This is a genomic window from Segatella copri (assembly GCF_009494835.1).
GTDB lineage: Bacteria > Bacteroidota > Bacteroidia > Bacteroidales > Bacteroidaceae > Prevotella > Prevotella copri_F.
The window spans coordinates 1-20,801 of record NZ_VZBE01000083.1 but is presented as its reverse complement, the minus strand read 5'-3'; the positions used below and the strand labels follow the sequence as shown (position 1 = coordinate 20,801).

The 20,801-nt window shown below is 45.9% G+C and carries 19 protein-coding genes and 7 tRNA genes; 18 read left to right on the top strand and 8 right to left on the bottom strand.

The features are described from left to right. Positions 1-65 precede the first annotated feature (65 nt). The 5 genes from F7D47_RS12385 to F7D47_RS12365 form a co-directional block, all read right to left on the bottom strand. Positions 66-139 (bottom strand) — tRNA-Arg (locus tag F7D47_RS12385). Positions 140-175: 36 nt separating this feature from the next. Next, positions 176-249: transfer RNA gene (locus tag F7D47_RS12380), tRNA-Arg, on the bottom strand. Between the two features lie 36 nt (positions 250-285). Beyond that, a tRNA-Arg gene (locus F7D47_RS12375) sits at positions 286-359 on the bottom strand. Between the two features lie 15 nt (positions 360-374). Then, positions 375-447: transfer RNA gene (locus tag F7D47_RS12370), tRNA-Lys, on the bottom strand. Between the two features lie 93 nt (positions 448-540). Beyond that, on the bottom strand, positions 541-2,241 hold the full coding sequence (locus F7D47_RS12365; RefSeq protein ID WP_153108155.1) for a glycoside hydrolase family 10 protein: 1,701 nt from the start codon (positions 2,239-2,241) through the stop codon (positions 541-543). Positions 2,242-2,376: 135 nt separating this feature from the next. Between F7D47_RS12365 and F7D47_RS12360 the strand changes: the two genes are divergently transcribed. From F7D47_RS12360 to F7D47_RS12310, 11 genes are all read left to right on the top strand, one after another. Beyond that, on the top strand, positions 2,377-3,909 hold the full coding sequence (locus F7D47_RS12360; protein WP_153085509.1) for a carbon starvation CstA family protein: 1,533 nt from the start codon (positions 2,377-2,379) through the stop codon (positions 3,907-3,909). 38 nt (positions 3,910-3,947) lie between these two features. Continuing rightward, positions 3,948-4,439: an outer membrane beta-barrel protein gene (locus tag F7D47_RS12355; RefSeq protein WP_153085510.1), complete on the top strand. Its 492-nt coding sequence runs from the start codon at positions 3,948-3,950 to the stop codon at positions 4,437-4,439. Between the two features lie 9 nt (positions 4,440-4,448). After that, entirely contained in the window at positions 4,449-5,060 is a 612-nt protein-coding gene (gene recR, locus F7D47_RS12350; RefSeq protein WP_006846762.1) for a recombination mediator RecR, read from the top strand. 14 nt (positions 5,061-5,074) lie between these two features. Further along, positions 5,075-5,509 carry a hypothetical protein gene (locus F7D47_RS12345; RefSeq protein WP_153085511.1) on the top strand — a complete coding sequence of 145 codons (435 nt, stop codon included), beginning with the start codon at positions 5,075-5,077 and terminating at the stop codon, positions 5,507-5,509. Between the two features lie 30 nt (positions 5,510-5,539). After that, entirely contained in the window at positions 5,540-6,652 is a 1,113-nt protein-coding gene (locus F7D47_RS12340; RefSeq protein ID WP_119227420.1) for a glycosyltransferase family 2 protein, read from the top strand. A gap of 58 nt (positions 6,653-6,710) precedes the next feature. Further along, complete coding sequence (locus F7D47_RS12335) at positions 6,711-7,220, top strand: GNAT family N-acetyltransferase (protein ID WP_153085512.1); 510 nt, start codon at positions 6,711-6,713, stop codon at positions 7,218-7,220. Between the two features lie 99 nt (positions 7,221-7,319). Further along, positions 7,320-7,393: transfer RNA gene (locus F7D47_RS12330), tRNA-Asp, on the top strand. A gap of 35 nt (positions 7,394-7,428) precedes the next feature. Then, positions 7,429-7,502 (top strand) — tRNA-Asp (locus F7D47_RS12325). Between the two features lie 40 nt (positions 7,503-7,542). Further along, positions 7,543-7,616: transfer RNA gene (locus F7D47_RS12320), tRNA-Asp, on the top strand. Between the two features lie 58 nt (positions 7,617-7,674). After that, positions 7,675-9,111 carry a sodium:solute symporter gene (locus F7D47_RS12315; RefSeq protein ID WP_153085513.1) on the top strand — a complete coding sequence of 479 codons (1,437 nt, stop codon included), beginning with the start codon at positions 7,675-7,677 and terminating at the stop codon, positions 9,109-9,111. Beyond that, positions 9,111-11,138: a M13 family metallopeptidase gene (locus F7D47_RS12310; protein ID WP_119229842.1), complete on the top strand. Its 2,028-nt coding sequence runs from the start codon at positions 9,111-9,113 to the stop codon at positions 11,136-11,138. The genes F7D47_RS12315 and F7D47_RS12310 overlap by 1 nt, the downstream gene beginning before the upstream one ends. Before the next feature lie 54 nt (positions 11,139-11,192). Here F7D47_RS12310 and F7D47_RS12305 read toward each other — a convergent pair whose 3' ends face one another. Both F7D47_RS12305 and truA read right to left on the bottom strand, forming a co-directional pair. Continuing rightward, on the bottom strand, positions 11,193-12,110 hold the full coding sequence (locus F7D47_RS12305) for a DMT family transporter (RefSeq protein WP_153085514.1): 918 nt from the start codon (positions 12,108-12,110) through the stop codon (positions 11,193-11,195). 67 nt (positions 12,111-12,177) lie between these two features. After that, entirely contained in the window at positions 12,178-12,921 is a 744-nt protein-coding gene (gene truA, locus F7D47_RS12300; RefSeq protein WP_153085515.1) for a tRNA pseudouridine(38-40) synthase TruA, read from the bottom strand. A gap of 223 nt (positions 12,922-13,144) precedes the next feature. On the opposite strand from truA, the gene dapA reads away from it, so the two are divergent. The 4 genes from dapA (at position 13,145) to F7D47_RS12280 (ending at position 17,914) form a co-directional block, all read left to right on the top strand. After that, positions 13,145-14,032, top strand: a complete 888-nt coding sequence (dapA, locus tag F7D47_RS12295; protein ID WP_022121062.1) for a 4-hydroxy-tetrahydrodipicolinate synthase — start codon at positions 13,145-13,147, stop codon at positions 14,030-14,032. A 31-nt stretch (positions 14,033-14,063) separates the two neighbouring features. Beyond that, positions 14,064-14,951, top strand: coding sequence for an AraC family transcriptional regulator (locus F7D47_RS12290; protein ID WP_153085516.1), 888 nt, complete (start codon positions 14,064-14,066; stop codon positions 14,949-14,951). A 137-nt stretch (positions 14,952-15,088) separates the two neighbouring features. Next, positions 15,089-16,492: a glucuronate isomerase gene (gene uxaC / locus F7D47_RS12285; protein WP_153081474.1), complete on the top strand. Its 1,404-nt coding sequence runs from the start codon at positions 15,089-15,091 to the stop codon at positions 16,490-16,492. Positions 16,493-16,597: 105 nt separating this feature from the next. Further along, complete coding sequence (locus F7D47_RS12280; RefSeq protein WP_153085517.1) at positions 16,598-17,914, top strand: YihY/virulence factor BrkB family protein; 1,317 nt, start codon at positions 16,598-16,600, stop codon at positions 17,912-17,914. Positions 17,915-17,977: 63 nt separating this feature from the next. On the opposite strand, the gene F7D47_RS12275 is transcribed toward F7D47_RS12280, so the two are convergent. Next, positions 17,978-18,574, bottom strand: coding sequence for a phosphoribosyltransferase (locus tag F7D47_RS12275; protein WP_006846750.1), 597 nt, complete (start codon positions 18,572-18,574; stop codon positions 17,978-17,980). A 181-nt stretch (positions 18,575-18,755) separates the two neighbouring features. On the opposite strand from F7D47_RS12275, the gene F7D47_RS12270 reads away from it, so the two are divergent. From F7D47_RS12270 to F7D47_RS12260, 3 genes are all read left to right on the top strand, one after another. Further along, entirely contained in the window at positions 18,756-19,655 is a 900-nt protein-coding gene (locus tag F7D47_RS12270; RefSeq protein ID WP_006846749.1) for a YitT family protein, read from the top strand. A gap of 243 nt (positions 19,656-19,898) precedes the next feature. After that, positions 19,899-20,153, top strand: coding sequence for a hypothetical protein (locus tag F7D47_RS12265; RefSeq protein WP_153085518.1), 255 nt, complete (start codon positions 19,899-19,901; stop codon positions 20,151-20,153). Next, positions 20,150-20,611 carry a hypothetical protein gene (locus F7D47_RS12260; protein ID WP_153085519.1) on the top strand — a complete coding sequence of 154 codons (462 nt, stop codon included), beginning with the start codon at positions 20,150-20,152 and terminating at the stop codon, positions 20,609-20,611. Before F7D47_RS12265 ends, F7D47_RS12260 begins: the two co-directional genes overlap by 4 nt. The last annotated feature ends 190 nt before the right edge of the window (positions 20,612-20,801 follow it).

The window sequence follows — 20,801 nt, the reverse complement described above, 5'->3', positions numbered from 1 at the left end:
CCTAGACCCACTGATTAAGAGTCAGTTGCTCTACCAACTGAGCTAAGGGTGCAACTATTTGTTAGTGACTCCGCAAGGATTCAAACCTTGAACCTCTTGATCCGTAGTCAAGTGCTCTATTCAGTTGAGCTACGGAGCCAAAACCATTTATTTCAGTGAAGCTTTGATAGGAGAGTGACTCCGCAAGGATTCAAACCTTGAACCTCTTGATCCGTAGTCAAGTGCTCTATTCAGTTGAGCTACGGAGCCAAAACCATTTATTTCAGTGAAGCTTTGATAGGAGAGTGACTCCGCAAGGATTCAAACCTTGAACCTCTTGATCCGTAGTCAAGTGCTCTATTCAGTTGAGCTACGGAGCCAATTCTTATCTTTTGTACACCCTTAGGGATTCGAACCCTAGACCCACTGATTAAGAGTCAGTTGCTCTACCAACTGAGCTAAGGGTGCAACATTTAAAAGCCTCATTTCTGAATTGCGAGTGCAAAGGTACTACTATTTTTTGATTCCACCAAATTTTTTCGCAACTTTTTTCGAAAAAAATCAATTTTTCTTCATCTTGAAGGTTCCTAACGTATGTCTATACCCCTTCTTGTTGATGCTTACCACGCGGTAGATACCCTCCTTTAAGTTTCTAACATCTAGCGTGTTATCTTTTGCATGGAGGTACAGAATATCGCATCCTTGCAGGGCTTCGACCATCAGAACGTCAAAAACGAGATTTTTTGTAGTTTCTGCTAGATATACCTTCTTTCCGTCACATTCGAGTAATTTCGCAGCTCCTGTGCTTTTGGCAAAAAGTGGATTCTCTTCCTCTTTTTCTTGGGTTGGCTGGCTTTCGATGCCATATCCGTCCATTGAAGTTACGGCAACAAACAGATGTTTTGCATCAGGATTTTCTATTTTGAACGAATTTCCTATGATTCGTGCGGCAACCAGGTTGCGTGCATCGGTGATGTCAACCGGATATATCTTGCTCGCGTATACATTATTATATATATAAGGGGTTGCGATTTTAGTGCCATCCGTATAGTTTGAAGGATTGCTCCAGGAAACTGATACCTTGTTATCGGTGGTGATTACCGATAATTGTTGTGGCTGTTCCGGTTGGTTCTTGCTTGCCCAGGTCATCGGCGGAACCAATGAAGGGTATGGATTGAAACGTTGGGTAAAGTTGAGAATACCCTGTTTGTTGTCCAGGAGGAACTTGTTTCTGAAGAATGCATATCCCATTCCGAGGTTTCGGATATGATACATTTCTGCCGTCACGTCATTGATGTTCCACTTTCCTTCTTTCGGATCGAGAAAGTAGATGCCCAGTCCTGGAACCACAATCTTGCCATGGCTCTGTTCCTGCCAGTCGATGGCAAACGGATAGAAGTGTTCGTTCTTGAAATACATCATAGGGAAGAGCTCGTCCATCAGACCGCTCTTGAGCCAGCCCTGTGCATCCTGGCAGACCTTCGTGTATGCATTCCAGCCAAAGCTCCGGTATCTGCTCAGGTCATCATACTTTCCTACAGGTGAGCAGCTCATTTTTACCCAAGGTTTTTCAGCCTTCACTGCATCGTGAATCTTTCTTACGATGTTGGTGATATACCGGCGTCCCTGTTCCCGGCTCACTTTGATGTTCCAGGTTTCAGGGTAACGGATGTAGTCGAGGTGAATACCGTCTACATTATATTTATGTGTAATTTCCCTGCAGATGTTAGCCAGATAATCACCAGTCCGACTGTTTTCCGGATCCATGTATCCGTCGGCTCCAATCTTCTTGATGAGTTTCGGCATCTTCTGTCTGAGGGTTTTGCAGCCGAGTGCGTTCCATTTTCCTACAGGGATGGTTACCACCCAGGCATGCAGTTCCATACCGCGCTTATGGCATTCGTCGATGGCAAACTGCAGGGCATCATAGCCCGGACTTCTGCCCGGAAATCCTGACAGACATCCATCCCAAGGTTCGTATGCCGACGGATAAATCATGGTACCTCTTACGCGGGTCTGTATCAGTACGGTATTGATTTTAGCCTGCTGTAACCGGTCTAGTATATCCGTCAGTTCCTTTTTCTGCTTTTCGGCAGAATAAGAAGACTGGGCATAGGAGTGTGGCCAGTCGATACCTCCTATGGTTGTCAGCCATACAGCTCTTACTTCATGTTTCGGCATCTGGTTATTGAACACGATACTCTGGGCTTTTGCGGCCAAAACAGAGCATAAAACGATAAAAAATATCTTAAATCTCTTCATAATCTTACAATTTGGCAACAAAGATACCAATATTTTTTTTTATTTCAAATAAAAATATTACTTTTGCGGTTGAAATATTAAAATAAAGTGCATTTTGCACCGAAAAGAGAGAAAATTTTAAGCAATAAAAGAAAAATGGTCAGTTTCGTTATTAGTTTGGTCGCCCTTGTATTGGGTTACCTTCTTTATGGAAAGTTTGTGGCGCATGTGTTCGGTCCTGATGACCGCCCTACGCCTGCAGTGACCAAAGCCGATGGGGTCGACTTTATGGTACTGCCTAGTTGGAAGATCTTCATGATTCAGTTCCTCAACATTGCAGGAACGGGTCCTATCTTCGGTGCTATTATGGGTGCCTGGTACGGACCGGTGGCTTATCTGTGGATTATCTTCGGGTGTATCTTCGCAGGAGCCATGCATGATTACATGAGCGGTATGCTCAGTATCCGTAACGGTGGAGCTGGTTTGCCGGAACTGGTAGGTAAGTATTTGGGTGGACGCACCAAGAAAGTGATGTTGGTCTTTTCGGTACTTTTGCTGATGATGGTGGGAGCTGTGTTTGTATACAGTCCGGCTATCATTATGAGTGGTATTTGTAATACGGATGCATTCTGGGGCAGCCAGATGTTTTGGATTGTGGTGATTTTCGTTTATTACGTCATTGCTACATTACTGCCTATCGATAAGATTATCGGTAAGGTTTATCCGCTCTTTGCCTTCTCGCTTCTCTTTATGGCAGGTGCTCTGATGATAGGTCTCTTTGTGAAGTGGCCTTCATTGCCTGAACTCTGGAGCAATTTGCAGAGTTGCAATCTCAATGAGAATCCGGCTTGGTTGGGAACGGAGTCTTTTGTACAGAAGAGTCCGGTTTTCCCTTGCCTCTTTATCACGATAGCCTGTGGCGCCATCAGTGGTTTCCATGCTACGCAGAGTCCGCTCATGGCCCGATGCATGAAGAATGAGAAGATGGGTCGCCCTATTTTCTATGGAGCCATGATTACAGAAGGTGTTGTTGCCTTGATATGGGCTACGGTTTCCATGTATTTCTTCTATTATGGTGGATGGCGTGAATGCGTAAGTCCTGAGGCGGCTCAGCAGTTTATCGCTCAGTTTGATGGCGGTAAGTCACTTATCCAGAACTTCGATGCGCCTACCGTTGTGAAAATTGTATGTTCCAGCTGGTTGGGTGTGGCTGGTGGAATCCTGGCTCTGCTGGGTGTTGTTGCAGCACCTATTACCAGTGGCGATACGGCTTTGAGAAGTGCCCGTCTGATTATCGCCGAGTTTATCGGTTTGGAGCAGCGCTCTATGCGCAAGCGTCTTTATATCTGCGTTCCGTTGTTTGCTCTTACGGTGGGCATTCTGGTTTGGCAGATGGAGAATCCTGATGGTTTCAATATCATCTGGCAGTATTTCGGCTGGGCTAACCAGACGCTTTCTGTGTTCACCCTCTGGACATTGACGGTTTATCTGGTACAGCAGAAGAAGCCTTTTGTGATGACGCTGGTTCCTGCCTTGTTTATGACCGTGATATGTTCAACCTTCCTGCTCATTTCGCCAACAGCTTTGGCTTTGGGTGAGAGCCTGGCTTATACGGGCAGTGTCATCATTCTGGTGATAGCCTTGGTATGGTTCCTGGGTTGGTATCGCAGTTATCAGAAGAAACAATAGATTTATATATAAGTATTAATCAATATACGTAAATTTATATGATACGAATGAAAAAATTAGCTATTGCAGCATTGGCCCTTGTCGTTTCGACAGCTGCCCATGCTCAGTTTGAAAGTGGAAAACAGTATATCGGTGCGTCGATGACGGGCTTAAACTTGAGTTATAATGGCTCTCAGGACCTCAATCTCGGTATTCAGGCTAAGGCTGGATACTTCGTAGAAGACGACTGGATGCTGTTGGGGCAGGCAGAATATAATCATTCTGGTCTTGAAGGCGTGAAGGATTATTTCTCTGTCGGTGCCCAGGCACGTTATTATATCGAGCAGAATGGCCTGTATCTGGGTGGCGGCGTAAAGTTGGCTCATTCCGGAGGTTATAATGATTTCATGCCAGGGGTAGAGGTAGGTTATGCTTTCTTTCTCGGCAAGTCGGTTACTATCGAGCCAGCTATCTACTACGATCAGAGTTTCAAGAAGCATGTAGATTATTCTACAGTAGGTTTGAAACTGGGTATTGGTATTTATCTCTAAACTGCTAAGATGCAACAACAGTTTTCTTCGACTTTGTTGGAAAAGGCAGTGGCGGAGTTTTCTAAATTGCCAGGTATAGGGCGCAAAACAGCTTTGCGCCTTGTACTTTTTATGCTCAAGCGTAAGAGTGAGGATGTAGAACTCTTTGCTGATACCATTTCCAGGATGCGGCGTGAAGTGAAATACTGCAGAGTTTGTCATAATATCAGCGATACTGATGTCTGTCCGATCTGTTCTGATTCCCGGCGCGATGCTTCTACCATCTGTGTCGTCGAGAATGTGCAGGATGTACTGGCGATAGAAAACACGCAGCAGTTTCACGGACTCTATCATGTCTTGGGCGGCATCATTTCGCCGATGGATGGTATCGGTCCTTCGGATATAGAGATAGAATCGCTGGTTCAGCGTGTGGCTGAAGGTGGGGTGAAGGAGGTGATTTTTGCTCTCAGCAGTACGATGGAGGGTGATACTACCAACTTCTATATCTCCCGTAAACTTGCTGATTATCCTGTTAAACTCTCTGTTATCGCCCGTGGTATCTCGGTGGGTGATGAATTGGAGTATACAGATGAGGTTACCCTCGGACGGAGTATTCTGAACAGAACTCCATTTGGACAATAACAAAAGACAACAAAATGAAAATCAAACAAGTACAACGAATATTGATGGCCAATTTCCTCTTTGTCCTGTTGGTAGGATTCCTGCTGGTCTTGCTCTATGAGACAGAGATTCTGGAACCTACTAATCTGGCAGGGGATGTTACGTTGGTCTATGTGATAACCGTAGCGATGGAGTTTCTTACCATTGCCGTTATTCCTTTGGCGCTCAAACTCTTCAGTTTCAAGGCTATTCACCGTCAGTTGGTAACCCGTAAGGGAGATGCACTTCTTCCTCTGGGCACTGCCCGTCTGAATATGCTCTGCTTGCCAATGCTGGTCAATACGTTTATGTATTATCAGACGATGGCGCCTGCTTTCGGATATATGGCTATCATCCTTTTTCTCTGTCTCTTCTTTGTTTATCCTTCTGTCGGAAGATGTGAGGACGAAACAACAGAGGCGGAAGGTTAAACTTTCAGTATCTAATATTTGCTATTCGATATGAAACTCAGTGTTGTCATAGTAAGCTATAATGTGAAGTACTATCTTGCCCAGTGTCTGCGTTCGGTAGAGAAAGCTATCGGCGTGTTGGAGTGTGGGCAGCAGGGTGATGCAAGTGGAGATACGGCAGAGATTATCGTGGTTGATAATCATTCTCAGGATGGAACGGTGGAATATCTCGAACAGTGTTTCCCGGCTTCCCGATATCCTAATCTCCATGTTGTAGCCTGTACGCATAATAACGGATTTGCCCGTGCCAACAATCTTGCTATCCGCAAGAGTGAGAGTGATCTGGTTCTTTTGCTGAATCCGGATACCATTATCGGTGAGCATGTTCTCAAGGATGCTGTCAGTTTTATGCGTTCTCATCCTGATGCTGGTGCTCTGGGTGTAAGGATGTTGGGAGCCAATGGCAAACCAGCTCCTGAGAGTAGGAGAGGATTGCCTTCTCCGATGGTGGCTTTCTATAAGATGATGGGGTTGTGCAGCCGGTTTCCTCAGCATCGCAGTTTCGGTCATTATTATATGGGTTATCTTCCATGGGATAAGCCGGCAAAGATAGAGGTTGTGAGCGGTGCTTTCTGTATGATTCGTCGCGAAGCCTTGCTGAAGGTGGGGTTGCTGGATGAGGATTTCTTCATGTATGGCGAGGATATTGATCTTTCTTACCGTATCTTGAAGGGTGGTTATCAGAACTATTATCTGCCTGTAGATATCCTGCATTACAAAGGTGAAAGTACTCAGAAGTCGAGCTTCCGCTATGTTCATGTGTTTTACGAGGCGATGCTTATCTTCTTCCGTAAACATTATTCGGGTATGTCGCATCTCTTGAGTATTCCTATCAAATTTGCCATCTATGCCCGTGCCTCTGTAGCCTTTACGCAGATGATGACTGCGAGAATCAGAAAGAGTTTGGGATTCTTTTCTCCTTCTCATGTTGACCTGTCAAACCAGGTATTGTTTGATGCTGATGAGATGAGCTATGAAGAGATGCTGCATCAGCTTGCGCAGCGGTCTGACGAGAATATCAAACTGGCTACCTATACGAAGGACATCGGTAAGGTGATTACGGATAGGGAGGTGATGGATAAGGATGAATTTGGTTATTTATAAGGATAGATTTATTTCTATATTATAAGGTACGCGCGTACATTATTTATAAGTGTAGTTTATGAAAGAACCGAATATTCGATTACGTGCTTTAGAGTTGGAAGATCTTGATTTTCTCTACCAGATAGAGAATGATGATCGGCTTTGGGAACTGGGTGTTTCCAATGTTCCATATTCGCGCCGGGTGCTGCTCGACTATATAACCAGTGCTTCGGCAGATATTTATGTAGACAATCAGGTGCGCCTGATAGTAGAGAATGAGCAGAATGAGCAGGTGGGCATCCTGGATCTTACAGATTTTGATCCCCGTCATCACCGTGCCGAACTCGGAATTGTCATCAAAAAGGAGTTTCAGGGGCAGGGTTACGCGAAGGCTTCTGTGTCACGCTTGTTGCAATATGCTCGGAATGTACTTCATCTTCAGCAGATTTATGCTATTGTAGGTATTAGAAATCAAAAAGCGGCTAAAATGCTGCAATCTGTTGGATTTGAGGGGAATAATGTCCTGAAACAATGGCTTTGTAGCCCAGTTGGATATGAGGATGCGATGTTTTTTCAATATTTTCTGTAAAAAAGTTGCATAAAAATTTGGTAGAACCAAAAAAAAGTAGTACCTTTGCACTCGCAAATGAAAAATGAGCGCTAAGCCATTCAATTTGATTTCATGATTGGTGCGTTAGTTCAGTTGGTTAGAATGCCTGCCTGTCACGCAGGAGGTCACGAGTTCGAGTCTCGTACGCACCGCTCAAAATCATCTTGCAGGTTTGCCAAAATAGTTTGGTGCGTTAGTTCAGTTGGTTAGAATGCCTGCCTGTCACGCAGGAGGTCACGAGTTCGAGTCTCGTACGCACCGCTAATTTCATTTGAACATTTCGACTCCTCCATAATAATATGGTGCGTTAGTTCAGTTGGTTAGAATGCCTGCCTGTCACGCAGGAGGTCACGAGTTCGAGTCTCGTACGCACCGCAGAAACCTTCGAGAGTGATCTCGGAGGTTTTTTGTTTTTATATTAATCTAAGAGAATATGGCTATCGTTATCACAGTTCTGGCATACTTCTGTGTGCTGCTGCTCTTCAGTCATCTTACTGCCCGTAAAATGGCAAGTAATGAAACTTTCTATCGTGCCAACCGCCGTTCGCCTTGGTATATGGTTGCTTTCGGTATGGTGGGTGCGTCTATTTCGGGCATCACTTTCGTCAGTGTGCCGGGTATGGTGATGAGAACGGATATGACCTACCTTCAGATGTGCATCGGTTTCATTCTGGGTTATTTCCTGGTTGCCTTTCTTTTGCTTCCTATCTATTACCGGTATAATCTCACTACGATTTACGGTTATCTGCAGCAGCGGTTGGGGGAACGTTCGTATAAGACTGGAGCTTCGTTCTTCCTCTTGTCCAAGATGACGGGTGCGGCGGTCCGTTTCTTTGTCGTCTGTATCCTCTTGCAGCGTTTCGTGCTCGATGGGATTGGTGTTCCGTTCTGGGTCACGGTTCCTGTCATGGTACTGCTTATCTGGCTTTATACGCGCAAGGGTGGCATCAAGACGCTGGTGTGGACGGATACCTTTCAGACGCTCTGTATGTTTGCTGCGCTCATCCTCATTATCTGTCAGGTGATGTCGGCGTTGGGCATGACTCCTTCCGAAGCAATCACTGCGATAGCTCACGACAGTCATTCCCGTATTTTTGTCTTTGATGACTGGATGTCGAAACAGAATTTCTGGAAACAGTTCCTCAGCGGTGTCTTTGTAGTGATTGTGATGACTGGTCTTGATCAGGACATGATGCAGAAGAATCTTACCTGCAAGTCGCTCCGTGAGGCCCAGAAGGATGTTTGCAGCTATGGTTTTGCCTTTGTGCCTGCCAATCTGCTTTTCCTGAGTCTGGGTGTGTTGCTGGTGATGCTGGCTCAGAAACAGGGAGTGGCGCTGCCGCAGGCTCCGGATGATCTGTTGCCGATGTTTGCGGCTTCGGGGGCGATGGGAAACCTGGTGGTGGTCTTGTTTACCATTGGCATTGTGGCGGCAAGTTTCTCCAGTGCCGATTCTGCTTTGACCGCCATTACTACGAGTCTCTGTGTGGATATATTGGGCAGGAAAGAGGATATGAAGCTCCGCAAGCGCATGCATCTGCTGGTGGCTTTCGTCTTCATGCTCTTCATCATTGCTTTCAAGGCGATTAATTCTACGAGCGTGATAGATGCCATCTACATCCTCTGCTCTTATACTTACGGTCCGCTGTTGGGTTTGTTTGCCTTCAGTCTGCTCACCAGGCGTCAGGTAAACGACCGCTGGTCGCCATGGGTCTGCATCGCCAGTCCGCTCATCTGCTTCGCCATTGATACCCTTACCTCGCAGTATGTGGGCTATAAGTTCGGTTATGAGCTTCTGATGCTGAATGGCGCCCTGACCTTTGCAGGTCTCGCCCTTATAAAAAAAGAAACAGTTAAATACAAACAATAATGAGAACAAAAGTATTATTCGCAGCATTGTTGCTCAGTGCAACAACTGCTTTTGCCCAGCAGGAGAAGTTGGGCTCCGGTATTGACAAGACCAACATGGACTTGACCATCAAGCCGGGTAATGATTTCTATCGCTATGCCGCAGGCAACTGGATGAAGAATCATCCACTCGATGCCGAGCATACCGACAATGGTGCTTTCACCGATCTCTTTGAGCAGAACCAGAAGCGCATCCAGGACATCATCCTTGAATATGCTTCCAAGCCACAGCAGAAGGGGTCACTCGGACAGAAGATCGGTTCGCTCTACAACCTCCGTATGGACAGCGTTCGCCTGAACAAGGAGGGATGGGCACCTATCAAGCCAACTCTCGACCGCATTGCAGCCATCAAGGACCGCAGAGAGTATCAGCTCGTTACCGCTCAGCTCGATTTCCGTGGCGAGGGTACCATGATGTATGGCATCGGTGTGGGCGCCGACCTTCGTGATGCCGCCAACAACCTCGTTGAGGTAGACCAGAGTGGTCTCGGTCTTGGTGTACGCGATTACTATGTAAACGATGACGAGCAGACCAAGAAGATTCGTGATGCATACAAGGCTTATATGAAGAAGCTCTTCCAGATGGTAGGCAACGACGAGGCTACCGCCCAGAAGAAGATGGAGGCTGTGATGGCTATCGAGACCCGCATCGCTAAGGCAAGCTATAGCCAGGTACAGCTCCGCGACATCGACAAGAACTATCACAAGATGACCTACAACCAGCTCGTGCTCGATTATCCTGGCATCGACTGGGGCAATGTGTTCCTGGCATCCGGTTTCCCTGCTTTCAAGGAAATTTGCGTGGGTCAGCCTGAACCAATCCACGAGGTTGAGAAGATTCTCGCAGAGACCTCTCTGGATGATCTGAAGACATACGCAGAGATCAAGGTGATTTCTGGTGCAACCAGCGTGTTGAGCGATGATTTCCGTGCCGTATCCTTTGAGTTGAGCAAGGTAATGAGCGGTGTTCAGCAGGACCGTCCTCGCTGGAAGCGTGCCGTAAGTACCGTGAGCGGTGTGTTGGGCGAGGCTATCGGAAAGATTTACGTAGAGAAGTACTTCCCGGAGAGCAGCAAGAAGCGTATGCTCGAACTGGTTCACAATCTCCAGACTGCGCTTTCACAGCGCATCGACGAGGCTACATGGATGAGTGCTGCTACCAAGGCACAGGCTAAGGATAAGCTGGAGAACTTCATCATCAAGATCGGCTATCCTGACAAGTGGAAGGACTATAGCGGATTGCAGGTAGATGACAGCCTTTCTCTCTACGAGAATATGGCAAATATCTCTGAGTTCTTTACCAAGGATGAAATCGCCCGCAAGGTGAACAAGCCGGTAGATAAGACAGAGTGGGGAATGACTCCTCAGACTATCAATGCTTATTATAACCCAACTACCAACGAGATCTGCTTCCCTGCAGCTATTCTCCAGCCTCCATTCTTCGACCCAACAGCCGATGATGCGATGAACTATGGTGGTATCGGTGGTGTAATCGGTCATGAGATGAGTCATGGCTTTGACGATCAGGGCAGCCAGTTTGACAAGACCGGTAACCAGCACAACTGGTGGACTGCTGCTGACAAGAAGAACTTCGAGTCTCGCACCAAGATCCTGGTTGACCATTTCAACAAGATTGAGTTGGCTGGCAAGAAGGTAAACGGCCAGATGACCCTGGGTGAGAACATCGGTGACAATGGTGGTTTGAACATCGCTTTCCGTGCGCTTCAGAATGTGATGAAGACAGAGAAGTTGGGTGTGAAGGATGGATTTACTCCAGAACAGCGCTTCTTCCTGGCATGGGCACGTGTATGGGCAGGCAATGCCCGTCCTGAGTACCTGCAGTATCTGATGACCGTGGATGTTCACTCTCCAAACGAGGCTCGTGTGAACGGTGCCCTCCCAATGGTGGATTCATGGTATAAGGCATTCGACATCAAGAAGGGCGACAAGCTCTTTGTTCCTAAGAACAAGCGTGCACATATCTGGTAAAAACATAAAAAAGTCTTGCAGGCACATTGGCTTGCAAGACTTTTTTTATAATCATTACTTCGTTCCGAAATAGAGGAAGAGCATTCCGAGCAGTACGAGGAGAAGGTCTACGAACTTCGCCTTGAGATTCTTCTCATGGAAGATGGCTGCACCGAAGAGGAAGCTGACGATAACCGAACCGCGGCGAATCATGCTCACGATACTGATCATGGCGCCAGGCAGACTCAGAGCGTAGAAATAAACGAAGTCGGCTGCCGAAAGGAAGATACTGATGAAGATGATACTCCAGTGCCAGTGGAATGGGGTAGAATTCTTCTTGGTAGGCCACCATATCATCAGCAGCATGGCTCCCATGAGGAAACATTGGTAGATGTTGTACCAGCTCTGCACAATCATTCTGTCTAATCCTACACCACCATTCTCTGGTGGAGCCATCAGATACTTGTCGTAGAGACCGCTTATTGCACCGAGAACAGCAGCCAGCACGATGAAGTAAATCCATTTGTTGTGCTTGAAGTCGATACCCTCTTTCTTGCCGCTGCGCGAAAGCATGGCAAAGGAGATGATGGCAAGTATGACACCAATCCACTGATACAGATTCAGTACCTCGCCATAAACCAGCAGGGCGCCTACGAGTGTCATTACCGGTCGGGTGGCGTTGATAGGTCCCACGATGGTGAGCGGCAGGTGTTTCATGCCGAAATAACCGAAGATCCAGCTGCTCAATACGATGAAACTCTTGAGTACGATGTACTTGTGAACTTCCCATCCGCCTTCTGCTACATGAAACATCGTTCCATCCAGCGACTTTCCTGTATAGCTCATCACGATGAACGGCAGGAAGATGAGCGATGAGAAGAGCGTGTTCAGAAAGAGCACGGGAATCACTGCGTTACCTGAAAGCGCCTTCTTCTTGAAGGCATCATAAAATCCCAGCAGCGCTGCTGAGAGAAATGCTAATACTAACCACATTTTTATGAATGTTAAATGTTGAATGTTGAATGTTGAATGAGGCTCGCGCCCTTGTGTTTCTAATCATTTAATCTTTGAAATCATACCCCACGTCTTCCAGGAACAATGCGTTACCCGGCATGCTTTCGCCTGCATCGCTGCGGCTTCCGTTGTGCAGGATATCGAGAAACTGTTCCATCGTAATCTTTTCTCTGCCTACATCGATAAGCGTTCCCACTACGGCTCTCACCATGTTTCTCAGGAAACGGTTGGCAGTAATCTCGAAATACCAGGTGGTAGGAGAGGTCTGTATCCATCGGGCGGCTGTTACGTGGCAGATGGTAGTCTTGTTGTCGCCACCCGCCTTGCAGAACGCTGCATAGTCTTCGTGATGCAGAAAATGCTGAGCCGCCTCGTTCATCTTCTCGAAATTCAGGGGATAGTTCATCTGCAGTGAATAATGGCGCTCAAACGGATCTTTTTGCGTATGTATATAATAATGGTATGTGCGCGAGATGGCAGAGAAACGGGCATGCATCTCTGGGGCAACCTCCCTTACTTCGTATACGGCGATGTCGCGGGGCAGGATGCGGTTCAGACGGTATACCAGCTGGTCGGGTTCCATCGGAATCCTGTCGGTATCGAAGTGGGCTGCCATGTGTCGGGCATGTACGCCGGTATCGGTCCTTCCTGCTCCCACCACCTCCATTTCCTTTCTCATAAGTATGGAGAGGGCGCGCTGCAACTCCTGCTGCACCGAATTGGCATTGGGCTGAATCTGCCAGCCGTGGTAGTTGGTGCCGTCGTAACCGAAGAATATGAAATATCTCATGATGATCTTTGAACTTTTTTGTTTTTTGCTATGAACTTTGAGCTTTGATTTGTTCTACGTTCTTTGCTTAATTCGGGTGCAAAGTTACTAAAAAAACGTGAAATATGGTATAATAATACAGATTTTTTTCAAAAATGGTACAATCTTGAAAGAAAAGTTCAATTTTATTTTGCAAATTGACAATAATTGTGTACTTTTGCCAACGTTTTTGATATTATAGATTATGGCACAGAACATATTCAAGGGTTTAGGTGTTGCCCTTATTACTCCTTTCAACACCGATGGCTCGGTTGATTATCAGTCGCTCAAGCGATTGGTAGAGTTTCAAATTGACAATGGTGCAGACTTCCTTTGCATCCTTGCCACAACTGGTGAGGCTCCATGTCTTACACAGGAAGAGAAAGATAAAATCACAGAATTGGTGAAAGACGTGAACAAGGGTCGCATCAAGATATTGAAATATTGTGGCGGTAATAATACTGCTGCTGTCGTTGAAGAAATCAAGAACACCGACTGGAGTGGCATCGATGGCATCCTCAGTATCTGTCCTTACTACAACAAACCTTCTCAGGAAGGTCTCTATCAGCACTTCAAGGCCATCGCTCAGGTTAGTCCGCTGCCTATCGTGCTCTACAATGTTCCTGGCAGAACCGGTGTCAACATGAAACCTGAAACAACCTGCCGTATCGCCCGCGACTTCCCTAATGTGGTAGCCGTGAAGGAGGCTAGTGGCAGTCTGGAGCAGGTAGATGAGATTATCAAGAACAAGCCTGATAATTTTGATGTTATCAGCGGCGATGATGCGCTTACCTTCTCAATGATTGCCAGTGGTGCTGCCGGCGTTATCTCTGTTATCGGCAATGCCCTGCCTAAGGCTTTCAGCCGTATGATCCGTCTCGAGTTCCGTGGCGAATATGAGCCAGCCCGTAAGATTCATCATTCTTTCACTGAGCTTTACAGTCTGCTCTTCGTTGACGGTAACCCTGCCGGCGTAAAGGCGCTGCTCAATGATATGGGCTTCATCGAGAACGAGCTCCGTCTGCCTCTGGTTCCTACCCGTATCGCAACCAAGCAGAAGATGAGCGACATTCTGAAGACTTTGAATATCTAAAATAGTGATTAGTTATTAATCATTTAGTACCATGGTAGATGATAGAAGAATCATACACGAGATAACACCGCTGATGGGTAAGGATGTGCTCTATATTGCAGACCGACACAAGAAGGAGTTTACTTATCCTATCCATAACCATTCGGTGTACGAGTTGAACTTTGTAGAGAATGCAAAGGGAGTAAGGAGAATCGTTGGCGATTCGCAGGAGGTGATAGGCGACTATGACCTCTGTCTCATCACATCGCCTGATTTGGAGCATGTATGGGAACAGAACGAATGCCACAGCGATGATATCCGTGAGATTACCATCCAGTTTGATTTCTCCATGGGTGATGAAACCCTTTTCGGAAGAAATCCGTACGCCAGCATCACCCGTATGATGCAGGAAGCAAAGAAGGGACTCTCATTCCCGATGCAGGCAATCATGAAGGTATACGGACTGCTCGATACTTTAAGTACCGTAAAAGACGGATTCTATGCTGTACAGCAGTTCCTGACCATTCTCTATGAGTTGTCACGCTGCGAAAATGCCCGCACGCTGGCTTCCAGCAGTTATGCCAAGGTAACGGTTGAAGACGATAGCCGGCGCATTCTGAAGGTGAAGAATTTCATCTCCAAGAACTATATGGATGAACTCCGTCTGCCGGAGCTTGCCTCGCTGGCAGGCATGAGCAGCAGTGCGTTCAGCCGTTTCTTCAAGCTCCATACCGGCAGAAATATCTCTGAGTATATCATCGACCTGCGTCTGGGTTATGCTGCCCGCATGCTGGTAGATACCGCCAAGAGTATCAGCGAGATAGGTTTTGATTGCGGATTCAACAATCTCAGCAACTTCAACCGCATCTTCAAGAAAAAGAAAGGATGCTCGCCAAGCGAGTTCCGTGAAAGCTATCATAAGACAAGAATCATTGTATAATGCAACCCAACGTAATCGTTTAAGTGAAATAATCAAAAATATTTCGCTTAAACGATTCTTTTTTCCGATATTTGTTGTATCTTTGCGCTACAATTTGAAATGTATAAATAAACATTTAAAAACTACGATAACGAATTATGAAGCAATTTATGGATGAAAACTTCCTGCTCGACACTAAGACTGCACAGGATCTTTTCCACAATCATGCGGCTAAAATGCCAATTATCGATTATCACTGCCACCTCATCCCTGAGATGGTAGCAAATGATCACAAGTTTAAGAGTATTACAGAACTTTGGCTCGGCGGCGACCACTACAAGTGGCGTGCTATGCGTACCAATGGTGTAGATGAGCGCTTCTGCACAGGTACTGATACTAGCGACTGGGAGAAGTTCGAGAAGTGGGCTGAAACAGTGCCTTATACTTTCCGTAACCCTCTCTATCACTGGACTCACCTGGAGCTCAAGACTGCTTTCGGTATCGATAAGCAGCTCAGCCCTAAGACAGCCCGTGAAATCTACGATGAGTGTAACGAGAAGTTGCAGTTGCCTGAGTTCAGCGCTCGTGGCTTGATGCGTCATTACAATGTAGAGTGCGTTTGTACTACAGACGACCCAATCGATGACCTGCGTTACCACAAGCAGACACGTGAGAGCGGTTTCGAAATCAAGATGATTCCAGCTTGGCGTCCTGACAAGGCTATGAACATCGAGAAGCCAGATTTCGCTGACTATATGAACAAGCTCGGTGAGGTAGCAGGTGTTAACCTCGTTACATTCCAGGATATGGTTGATGCTTTGCAGAAGCGTCACGACTTCTTTACTGAGAACGGCTGTAAGTTGAGCGACCACGGTATCGAGGAGTTCTACGATGAGCCATACACAGATTCTCAGATTGAGACTATCTTTGCCAAGGCTATGCGTGGCCAGCAGCTTTCTGCTCTCGAAATCCGTCAGTACAAGCATGCATTCCTCAAGGTTTGCGCTGAGATGGATCACGCTGCCGACTGGACACAGCAGTACCACTATGGTGCTATTCGCGACAATAATACATTGATGTACAACAAGCTCGGTGCTGATACCGGTTTCGATTCTATCGGTGAGTTCACTACAGCCAGGGCTATGAGCAGCTTCCTCAATGAGCTCAACATGGAGGGTAAGCTCACACGTACTATCCTCTATACTTTGAACCCATGTGCCAACGAGGTAATTGCTACCATGCTCGGTAACTTCCAGGATGGTTCTTGCCCAGGTAAGATCCAGTTTGGTTCTGGCTGGTGGTTCAACGATCAGCTCGATGGTATGACTCGCCAGATGAACGCACTCTCTGTATTGGGTCTCCTGAGCCGTTTCGTAGGTATGTTGACTGACTCACGTTCATTCCTCAGCTACCCACGTCACGAGTACTTCCGTCGTTTGCTCTGCAACCTCCTCGGCAATGATGTAGAGAAGGGCTTGCTTCCTAACGATATGGAGAGCCTCTCTCGCATGGTTGAGGATATCTCTTACAACAATGCTCGCAACTACTTCAAGTTCTATTAATCCATAGAACAGAAGCAATTTATACTAAGACAAATCCCTTCACGGCATCCCGGTGGTGTTGTGGAGGGATTTGATGTTTTATCGTGAAACCAATACTTTAAGCTTATGGGGGTAATAGACAGAATACTAGGTTTTTACGAAGATATCAGAGAGTTCAATTCTTCTAATATCAAAGACTTCCGGGGCAGACTCAAGTCTTGGCTCAAGATGGGTATGCTTGCCGGTCGTATCTTCTATCTCAAGGATATGTGGGCAAGGGATGTGGCTGCCTTGACTTTCGCCTCCTTCATGGCTCTGATACCTTTCATGGCTATGATGTTTGTCATAGCCCGTGGTTTCGGCTATGCCTCTCTGCTCGAATCCTGGCTCTCTACCACCTTCGAGGCACAGCCCGTTGTGGCGCAGACTATCGTTAACTTCGTTCATAATTATATCGAGAATACGCAGAGCAATTATATCATCGGTACGGGTATCGTGATGTTTCTCTATACCATCGTTTCGCTGATGCAGAAGATAGAGCTTACCTTCGATGACATCTGGCATACGGGCGAGCGTTCATGGAAGCAGATTGTTACCGAATATCCTACCATTCTGTTTGGTCTGGGACTGCTGATACTCTTTGCTTCGAGCATCAATGTATGGACGGTGAATATGGTGGATAATGTAGACAGGATAGCGGATATCGGTGATACCATTCCTTCGTTCATCCTTCATCTGGCGGCTTTTGTTCCGATGTTCCTGTTCTTCGTGTTCTGCTATTATGTCATCCCGAATACCTATATCCGGGTTCGCAGTACCCTGGTTCCATCGTTCCTGGCGGGTGTCTGCATGACGGCTCTGCAGTATGGTTACATCTATCTGCAGGTTTTCCTGTCCAGCTACAATGTCATCTATGGTTCGCTGGCAGCCATTCCGCTTTTCCTGTTATGGCTTCAGATTTCGTGGGCTATCGTAGTGTTTGGCGCCTTGCTTTGCCATACCAACCAGAACATCCATTATTATGATGGTGATTTGCAGTACGATCATCTGAAACTGGTGCAGCGTATCAAGGTTTGTGGGGTAGTGATGCATCTGGTTTGTCGTCGGTTCAATCAGGGCGAACAGGCGTATACTCCGAAAGAAATTCATGATTTAACGAAGATACCTCAACAGATTGTCAACCAGTCGGTTAAGGAACTGTTACGTGCCCGTTTGCTGGTAGAAATCCGGAATGGTAAGAAGAGCAGTTTTGAGGAATCGGTGGTTCTTCATCCGATAGAGAAGATAGAGCATCTTACCTATGGTGTGATGATAGAGCGCCTCTTCAGTTATGGTGAGGATATCTCAAGCCTGGCCGCATTGGAGTCGGATATGGCGATGTGGAAGGATATCGACATCGTGAATGCAGAGTTCATAGAAAAGGGAAAGCAAATCGCTTTCTGATAATAAACGGTGTTTTTTAGGCACGTGTAATCCGTGCCTAAAAAACTATCAATTTATAATATCTTATTTCTGGTCATATCCGTCAGAAATCTTTTTTCCCAGTGCTAGCGCCAGTTCTACCTTGGCACCATATCCTTCCAGCTGGTCGGCAAACTTGGCTACCGAATTGCCGGATGCGATGATGTCATCAAAGAGAATGATCTTTTTGCCCTGGAAGAAAGCCTCGTCGATATGGAGTTCATCTACAGGATCGCCATCTTCATCTACATCATGCGTGTAGCTGAAGGCAGGGTAGGCGTTGGTCATGCCCGTAGCCTTGCATATCTCCTCGCTGAACTCCTTGAAACGGCGCTTGGTATGCGCCTCAAGAGCTGCAGGAATGCAGACCAGGGTAAACTGTGCTGCCTCTTCGCCCAAAAGACTCTTCAGCTTGTCTGATACCATTTCGATAGCCTTCTTCAGGGCTTCCTGATGGTCCATCTCCGTAGTGAGCTCAGAGTTACCTTTAAAGTTGACGATAAGGTCGCGTTTTTCCCATTCCTCTGCTGTGAGTTCAAAAGTACCGAAGGCGCTGAATGCAGCGTAGTCGACAAGCCATTTGTAGTGCAGTCCGTTTTTCAGGACTGGCCACGAGTTGATTTCATTTTCGTAATTAGCCATAGACTAGAAATTTTTGATTATTAATAATGCATAGTTTCTGCAAAAATAGGAAATCTTTTCGAATTAAGGTGCCGGTTTCATAAAAAAGATTTGTTTTTTAAGTAATATTTCACGTAGCTGCCCTTTTTTTACTTATTTTTTAGTACCTTTGCACCGCATTTTAAGAAATACGTAAATTTATATGACGAGAAAAACAAAACTTCATGAAATCCGCGACTACGTTATCATTGCCCTGGCGATGATAGAAGGTAGTATCGGTTTGAACATCTTCCTGCTTCCCAATCATATCACGATGGGTGGTGTAGGAGGTATCGCTTCTATCCTTTACTGGGGATTTGGCATCCCGGCATCTGTATCTTATCTGGCGCTCAATGTGTTCCTGCTTCTCATCGCATTCCGCATTCTGGGCTATAAGTTCTGTCTGAAGACCATCTATGGTGTTGGTATCTTTGCCTTAACTACCCGTCTGATAGAGACGCATACGGTAGGCATGACGCCGCTGCTTCACGACCAGCCGTTCATGGCAACGGTCATCGGTGCGTTCTTCATGGGCAGCAGTGCCGGTCTGGGTCTTTCCTGCAATGGTTCTACGGGTGGTTCTGATACCGTAGCGGCGATGATCAACAAGTATTGGAACATTTCCCTGGGTCATGCCATCATGATTTGCGACCTGTGCATCATCACCAGTTCTTATCTGGTATTGCGCGATTGGGAGATGGTGATTTACGGTTATGTCTGCCTCTTTGTGCAGTCGCTCTGTGTAGATCATGTAGTGAATGCGTTGCGCCGTTCGGTTCAGTTCTTCATCATCAGCGACAAATATCTGGAGCTCAGTGCAGCCATCAATACCGCTGCCGACCGAGGTTGTACGGTGATGGATGGTCATGGCTGTTACAGTGGCAAGGATGTCCACATGCTGTTTGTATTGGCGCGTCAGCGTGAGTCTCAGAAGATATTCCGTCTTATCGACGAGATAGATCCTACCGCCTTTGTCAGCCAGAGTGCCGTCATCGGTGTTTATGGCGAAGGTTTCGACCGTTTCAAGGTAGGCAAGAAGATAGGTTTGCCCAAGAAGAAATAGATAAACAGAAAAAGGGTGTGTCATAACTGCATGACACACCCTTTTTTAGTAATTTTCTATGGATAACACTTATTTTTCTTCTGTCGTTGCGCATATTTGAGAGATTTGTACGATTAGCAGGGATTCGGGAAAAATTCCGTTATATGAGGAAAAAGAGTAAAATAATGCATTTTTTTTCAAATTCATTTGGCACTTTCAATAAAAAAATGTAGTTTTGCAATTGCTAAATAGAAAAAGATTATTATGGCAACAATTACATTAAGACCAGATGTATATGACAAAGCGGCAATCTTTGCAAGAAAAGATAAACTTAATATTGAGGATTGGGTAAATAAAATCCTGCAAAAAATTGTTGTTGATATATCTGAAAAAGAAGATATGAAAGCTCCTGCTGAGTCAAAAATGTTCAGCTGGGAAGAATTGGGCGGCATGTTCGCTTCAGATAAAAGTGATAAAGAACTGCGTGATGAGTATCTGGAAGAAAAATATGGGATATGAAAATCTTTTGTGATACCAATATTATAACGGAATATTTAGAAAAAAGACTTCTGTTTGATGCTGTGGCTAAAATTCTTACCTTGGCATCTACCAGTCATTCTTTGTTCTTGTCTGAAGGAGGATTCTATACCATCACTTTTCTCGTGGATAAACAATTACGAAGAATGAGTATCTACAATCCTGAACGTTTAGTACAGGAAAGGAAAATTCTGCTCCGCATTCTTGACACTTTCCAAATTTCGTCTGCTTCAAGATTTGGACTGAAACAAGGAGTAGAGGATGAAAACTTTAGAGATTTAGAAGATAGTTATCAATATCAGGCGGCTATTAATTGTGGTGCTGACATTTTGTTGACTATCAATGTTAAAGACTTCGTTGGTGTCTCAGATAATAAACGAATCAAAATTATGACTCCCCAGTCTTTTGTTGATGAGTTTCTTTCTAATACGCCTAGCTGACTTACGAGCCTGCGTTTATGTTCTTAAAACTAAAAGAGGGTGTGTCATAACTGCATGACACACCCTTTTTTAGTAATTTTCTAAGTATAGACATCTATATCCTCTGGCTTCGGCTAGATGTGGAAATCTACCAACTTCAGCCATCGCTTGACATCAAACGACGGACAGTCTTTGTGAACGTTCGGCAAAT

Coding starts and splice junctions, on each gene's coding strand:
- F7D47_RS12365 (WP_153108155.1), bottom strand. CDS start 2,241: ATGAAGAGATTTAAGATATTTTTTATCGTTTTATGCTCTGTTTTGGCC.
- F7D47_RS12360 (WP_153085509.1), top strand. CDS start 2,377: ATGGTCAGTTTCGTTATTAGTTTGGTCGCCCTTGTATTGGGTTACCTT.
- F7D47_RS12355 (WP_153085510.1), top strand. CDS start 3,948: ATGATACGAATGAAAAAATTAGCTATTGCAGCATTGGCCCTTGTCGTT.
- recR (WP_006846762.1), top strand. CDS start 4,449: ATGCAACAACAGTTTTCTTCGACTTTGTTGGAAAAGGCAGTGGCGGAG.
- F7D47_RS12345 (WP_153085511.1), top strand. CDS start 5,075: ATGAAAATCAAACAAGTACAACGAATATTGATGGCCAATTTCCTCTTT.
- F7D47_RS12340 (WP_119227420.1), top strand. CDS start 5,540: ATGAAACTCAGTGTTGTCATAGTAAGCTATAATGTGAAGTACTATCTT.
- F7D47_RS12335 (WP_153085512.1), top strand. CDS start 6,711: ATGAAAGAACCGAATATTCGATTACGTGCTTTAGAGTTGGAAGATCTT.
- F7D47_RS12315 (WP_153085513.1), top strand. CDS start 7,675: ATGGCTATCGTTATCACAGTTCTGGCATACTTCTGTGTGCTGCTGCTC.
- F7D47_RS12310 (WP_119229842.1), top strand. CDS start 9,111: ATGAGAACAAAAGTATTATTCGCAGCATTGTTGCTCAGTGCAACAACT.
- F7D47_RS12305 (WP_153085514.1), bottom strand. CDS start 12,110: ATGTGGTTAGTATTAGCATTTCTCTCAGCAGCGCTGCTGGGATTTTAT.
- truA (WP_153085515.1), bottom strand. CDS start 12,921: ATGAGATATTTCATATTCTTCGGTTACGACGGCACCAACTACCACGGC.
- dapA (WP_022121062.1), top strand. CDS start 13,145: ATGGCACAGAACATATTCAAGGGTTTAGGTGTTGCCCTTATTACTCCT.
- F7D47_RS12290 (WP_153085516.1), top strand. CDS start 14,064: ATGGTAGATGATAGAAGAATCATACACGAGATAACACCGCTGATGGGT.
- uxaC (WP_153081474.1), top strand. CDS start 15,089: ATGAAGCAATTTATGGATGAAAACTTCCTGCTCGACACTAAGACTGCA.
- F7D47_RS12280 (WP_153085517.1), top strand. CDS start 16,598: ATGGGGGTAATAGACAGAATACTAGGTTTTTACGAAGATATCAGAGAG.
- F7D47_RS12275 (WP_006846750.1), bottom strand. CDS start 18,574: ATGGCTAATTACGAAAATGAAATCAACTCGTGGCCAGTCCTGAAAAAC.
- F7D47_RS12270 (WP_006846749.1), top strand. CDS start 18,756: ATGACGAGAAAAACAAAACTTCATGAAATCCGCGACTACGTTATCATT.
- F7D47_RS12265 (WP_153085518.1), top strand. CDS start 19,899: ATGGCAACAATTACATTAAGACCAGATGTATATGACAAAGCGGCAATC.
- F7D47_RS12260 (WP_153085519.1), top strand. CDS start 20,150: ATGAAAATCTTTTGTGATACCAATATTATAACGGAATATTTAGAAAAA.